The sequence below is a fragment of the Nocardioides sp. P5_C9_2 genome (assembly GCF_054049555.1).
This window is the reverse complement of record NZ_JBFUMD010000424.1, coordinates 1-3,438: the sequence shown is the minus strand read 5'-3', so window position 1 is coordinate 3,438 and position 3,438 is coordinate 1. Positions and strand designations below refer to the sequence as shown.

4 protein-coding genes, 1 tRNA gene and 1 pseudogene are annotated in these 3,438 nt (G+C 71.3%); 4 read left to right on the top strand and 2 right to left on the bottom strand.

Annotation, left to right across the window (positions count from 1 at the left end; genetic code table 11):
* A partial coding sequence (locus tag ACXJKL_RS17400) for a sensor histidine kinase (RefSeq protein WP_457208271.1) occupies positions 1–633 on the top strand: 633 nt, incomplete at its 5' end.
* Between the two features lie 59 nt (positions 634–692).
* On the opposite strand, the gene ACXJKL_RS17395 is transcribed toward ACXJKL_RS17400, so the two are convergent.
* Both ACXJKL_RS17395 and orn read right to left on the bottom strand, forming a co-directional pair.
* A tRNA-His gene (locus ACXJKL_RS17395) sits at positions 693–768 on the bottom strand.
* Between the two features lie 54 nt (positions 769–822).
* Positions 823–1,452: an oligoribonuclease gene (orn, locus tag ACXJKL_RS17390; RefSeq protein ID WP_457208272.1), complete on the bottom strand. Its 630-nt coding sequence runs from the start codon at positions 1,450–1,452 to the stop codon at positions 823–825.
* Positions 1,453–1,542: 90 nt separating this feature from the next.
* On the opposite strand from orn, the gene ACXJKL_RS17385 reads away from it, so the two are divergent.
* From ACXJKL_RS17385 to ACXJKL_RS17375, 3 genes and pseudogenes are all read left to right on the top strand, one after another.
* On the top strand, positions 1,543–2,058 hold the full coding sequence (locus tag ACXJKL_RS17385) for a MauE/DoxX family redox-associated membrane protein (RefSeq protein WP_457208270.1): 516 nt from the start codon (positions 1,543–1,545) through the stop codon (positions 2,056–2,058).
* Complete coding sequence (locus tag ACXJKL_RS17380) at positions 2,033–2,770, top strand: DsbA family protein (RefSeq protein ID WP_457208269.1); 738 nt, start codon at positions 2,033–2,035, stop codon at positions 2,768–2,770. Before ACXJKL_RS17385 ends, ACXJKL_RS17380 begins: the two co-directional genes overlap by 26 nt.
* A gap of 38 nt (positions 2,771–2,808) precedes the next feature.
* Positions 2,809–3,438: pseudogene (locus ACXJKL_RS17375) on the top strand (adenosine deaminase); the annotation flags it as partial.

Below are 3,438 nucleotides of genomic sequence, written 5' to 3'. Positions count from 1 at the left end.
CCGATCACCAGCATCATGGGCTACCTCGAGCTCCTCGAGGACGGTGGGTTCGGCGAGCTGACCGCGGAGCAGCGGGCCGCCGTCGGCCGCATCGACACCAACAGCCGTCGCCTGCTGCTGCTCATCGACGACCTGCTCGTRCTGTCGCGCGTGCAGGACCGGGGTCTGGAGAACCACCACGTGGAGCTCGACCTGCGCAGCGTCGTGGAGGCCGCCCACGAGGTCGTCGCCCCGGTCGCCGAGCGGGCGGGCGTGGAGTTCTCCTACGACGTGCCCGACGAGGCGGTGCCCTACGTCGGCGACGTCGACCAGCTGGAGCGGGTGCTGGTCAACCTGATGGGCAACGCGGTCAAGTTCAGCCCGGACGGCGGCACGGTCCGCACCCGCCTCGTCCCCGCCCACCGCGAGGTGCGGCTGACGGTCAGCGACACGGGCATGGGCATCCCGGCCGACGAGCAGGTCCGGCTGTTCACCCGATTCTTCCGCTCGTCGTCGGCGCGCGGCCGGGCGATCCAGGGCAGCGGCCTGGGCCTCTCGATCGCCAAGGCGATCGTGGAGCGGCACGGGGGCACCATCACGGTCGAGTCCGACCCCGGCGCGGGCACCGAGTTCACCGTCCGGCTGCCCGCCTGAGCGTCCGGGGGCCCGGACACGCACGAAGCCCCGGCGCAGAGCGCCGGGGCTTCGGGACCTGGGGTGAGTAACGGGACTTGAACCCGCGACATCCGCCACCACAAGGCGGCGCTCTACCAGCTGAGCTATACCCACCATGTTGCTCGCCACGATCGGTGACCGGCGAGAACGATGAGAAGTGTAGGGCAATCAGGTGCCGGTCCCGGAATCGGGGGAGTCGCCCGTCAGTCCGGTGATCGACCCCGCGTGACGGGCCGCGATCTCGCGGGCTCCGGTGCTGTCGAGACCGGGCTGCGGGACGAAGACCGCCTCCCGGTAGTAGCGCAGCTCCTCGATGCTCTCCTGGATGTCGGCCAGGGCCCGGTGGTTGCCGCGCTTGGCCGGCGCCGCGAAGTACGTGCGCGGGTACCAGCGACGGGCGAGCTCCTTGATCGAGGAGACGTCGACGTTGCGGTAGTGCAGGAAGCCCTCGAGCGCGGGCATGTCCCGGGCGAGGAAGGAACGGTCGGTGGCCACCGTGTTGCCGCCCAGCGGCGGGCGGCTGCCGTCGGGGCAGTGCTCCTTGATGTAGGCGAGGACCTGCTCCTCGGCCTCGGCCATCGTCATCCCGGACTCGAGCTCGTGGATGAGGCCGGACGTCTCGTGCATCGTGCGGACGAACTCCACCATCTGGTCGAGCGCCTCCGGCGGGGGCTTGATGATGACGTCGATGCCCTCCCCGATCACGTTGAGGTCGAAGTCGGTGACCAGGGCCGCCACCTCGATCAGGGCGTCTGCCTCGAGGTCGAGGCCGGTCATCTCACAGTCGATCCACACCAGTCGCTCGTTCACAGGCAGTCACACTACTCACGCGTCGCGCGGGCGCCTGCTCTCAGGGACGGTTCAGGCACGCCGCCTAGGGTCGGGGACGTGAAGGACTGGATCGGGCTCGTCGCACGGCTGGTCACGGGCGGCGTCTGGATCGCCGCCGGCCTGCTGAAGCTGCCCGACCCCGCGGGAAGCGTGCGGGCCGTCCGGGCCTACGACCTGCTGCCGGAGTCGGTCGTCCCGACGATCGGCCACGTCCTGCCGATCCTCGAGGTCGTCGTCGGCCTGTGCCTGGTGCTCGGACTGCTGACCCGGGCGATGGCCGTGGTGTCGGCCCTGCTGTTCGTCGCCTTCATCATCGGGATCGCCTCCGCCTGGGCACGCGGGCTGCAGATCGAGTGCGGCTGCTTCGGCGGTGGCGGCGAGCTCGCGGGCGCCTCGTCGAAGTATCCCGGCGAGATCGCCCGGGACGTGGGCCTGCTGCTGGCCTCGTCGTGGCTCGTCGTACGACCGCGGTCCCGGTGGTCGCTGGACACACTCATCTCCCCGACCCGCTCGGGGACGTCGCACGAAGATCTGGAGAGGGAACTCGATGTCGAAGCGCAACAAGGCCGCTGAACGCACCGCCAGGGCTGCTGCCCTGCGGGCGGAGCAGGAGCGTCAGGAGCGGCTGCGCCGCAACCTGACGATCGGGGCGGTGGTGCTGGGGATCGTCATCATCATCGGCGGTGGCTTCTTCATCCAGAGCCAGCGCGACTCGACGGGCAACGACGCGGCCGCTCCCGCCGGGGTCACCGCCGAGTACGGCGTCGTCGCCGGCGAGAAGGGCGCGGCGCACGAGGTCGTGATCTACGAGGACTTCCTGTGCCCGGTCTGCGGTGAGCTGGAGTCCCAGGCCGGTGACGCACTGACCGCGGCCGTCGAGGACGGCAGCGCCCGCGTCGAGTACCGCCCGGTCAACTTCCTGAGCCGCTTCGGTGACTTCTCGATGGACGCGGCCAACGCCTACGCGGTCGTGCTCGACGCCGAGGGGCCGGAGGTCGCGAAGGCGTTCCACGACGCGGTGTACGCCGACCAGCCGTCCGAGGAGGCCGACGAGTTCCCCGGCAGCGCCTGGCTGATCGACAAGGCCGTCGCGGCGGGCGCCTCCGAGGAGGCCGTCAAGGCCGGCATCGAGGGCGGCACCTTCGAGGGCTGGGTCGACAACGCGACGGGCGCCGCCTCCGAGGCCGGGGTCAACGGCACCCCGACCGTGCTGCTCGACGGCGAGCCGGTTCCCGGCGCGACCATCGACGAGGTCGCCGCCAACCTGGTGGCCGGGCTCCAGTGATTCGGCGCCGGTGACCCCTCGCTGCCAGACTCCGGCGCGTGAGCCTGACTGACTTCATCGCCGGCCTGCCCAAGGCCGAGCTGCACGTCCACCACGTCGGGTCCGCGTCGCCGCGGATCGTCGCCGAGCTGGCCGCGCGCCACCCCGCCGCAGGGGTCCCCACCGACCCCGAGGCGTTGCGCGAGTTCTTCGAGTTCCGCGACTTCGCACACTTCATCGACGTCTACCTCGCCGTCGTGGACCTGGTCCGCACCCCCGAGGACGTGCGGATGCTCACCTACGAGGTGGCCCGCGAGATGGCCCTCGAGCAGCGCCTGCGGTACGCCGAGCTCACCTGCACGCCGTACACCTCGGTCGTGCGTGGCATCGCGATCGAGGCCTACACCGAGGCCATCGAGGACGCCCGGGTCGCCGCGGAGCGCGACTTCGGGCTGGTGATGCGCTGGATCTACGACATCCCCGGCGAGAGCGGAGTCCCGGCCGCCGACGCGACGCTGTCCTACGCGCTCGACCACGGCCCGGACGCGCTCGTCGGCTTCGGTCTCGGCGGGCCCGAGATCGGGGTGCCACGCCCGCAGTTCCAGCCGCACTTCGCCGCCGCCCGGGCCGCCGGGCTGCGCTCGGTCCCGCACGCGGGGGAGACCACCGGACCGGAGACCGTCTGGGAC

Bases quoted from the DNA above. Each gene is read 5' to 3' on its own strand.
- ACXJKL_RS17380 (WP_457208269.1), top strand. From the start codon at position 2,033: ATGTCGAAGCGCAACAAGGCCGCTGAACGCACCGCCAGGGCTGCTGCC.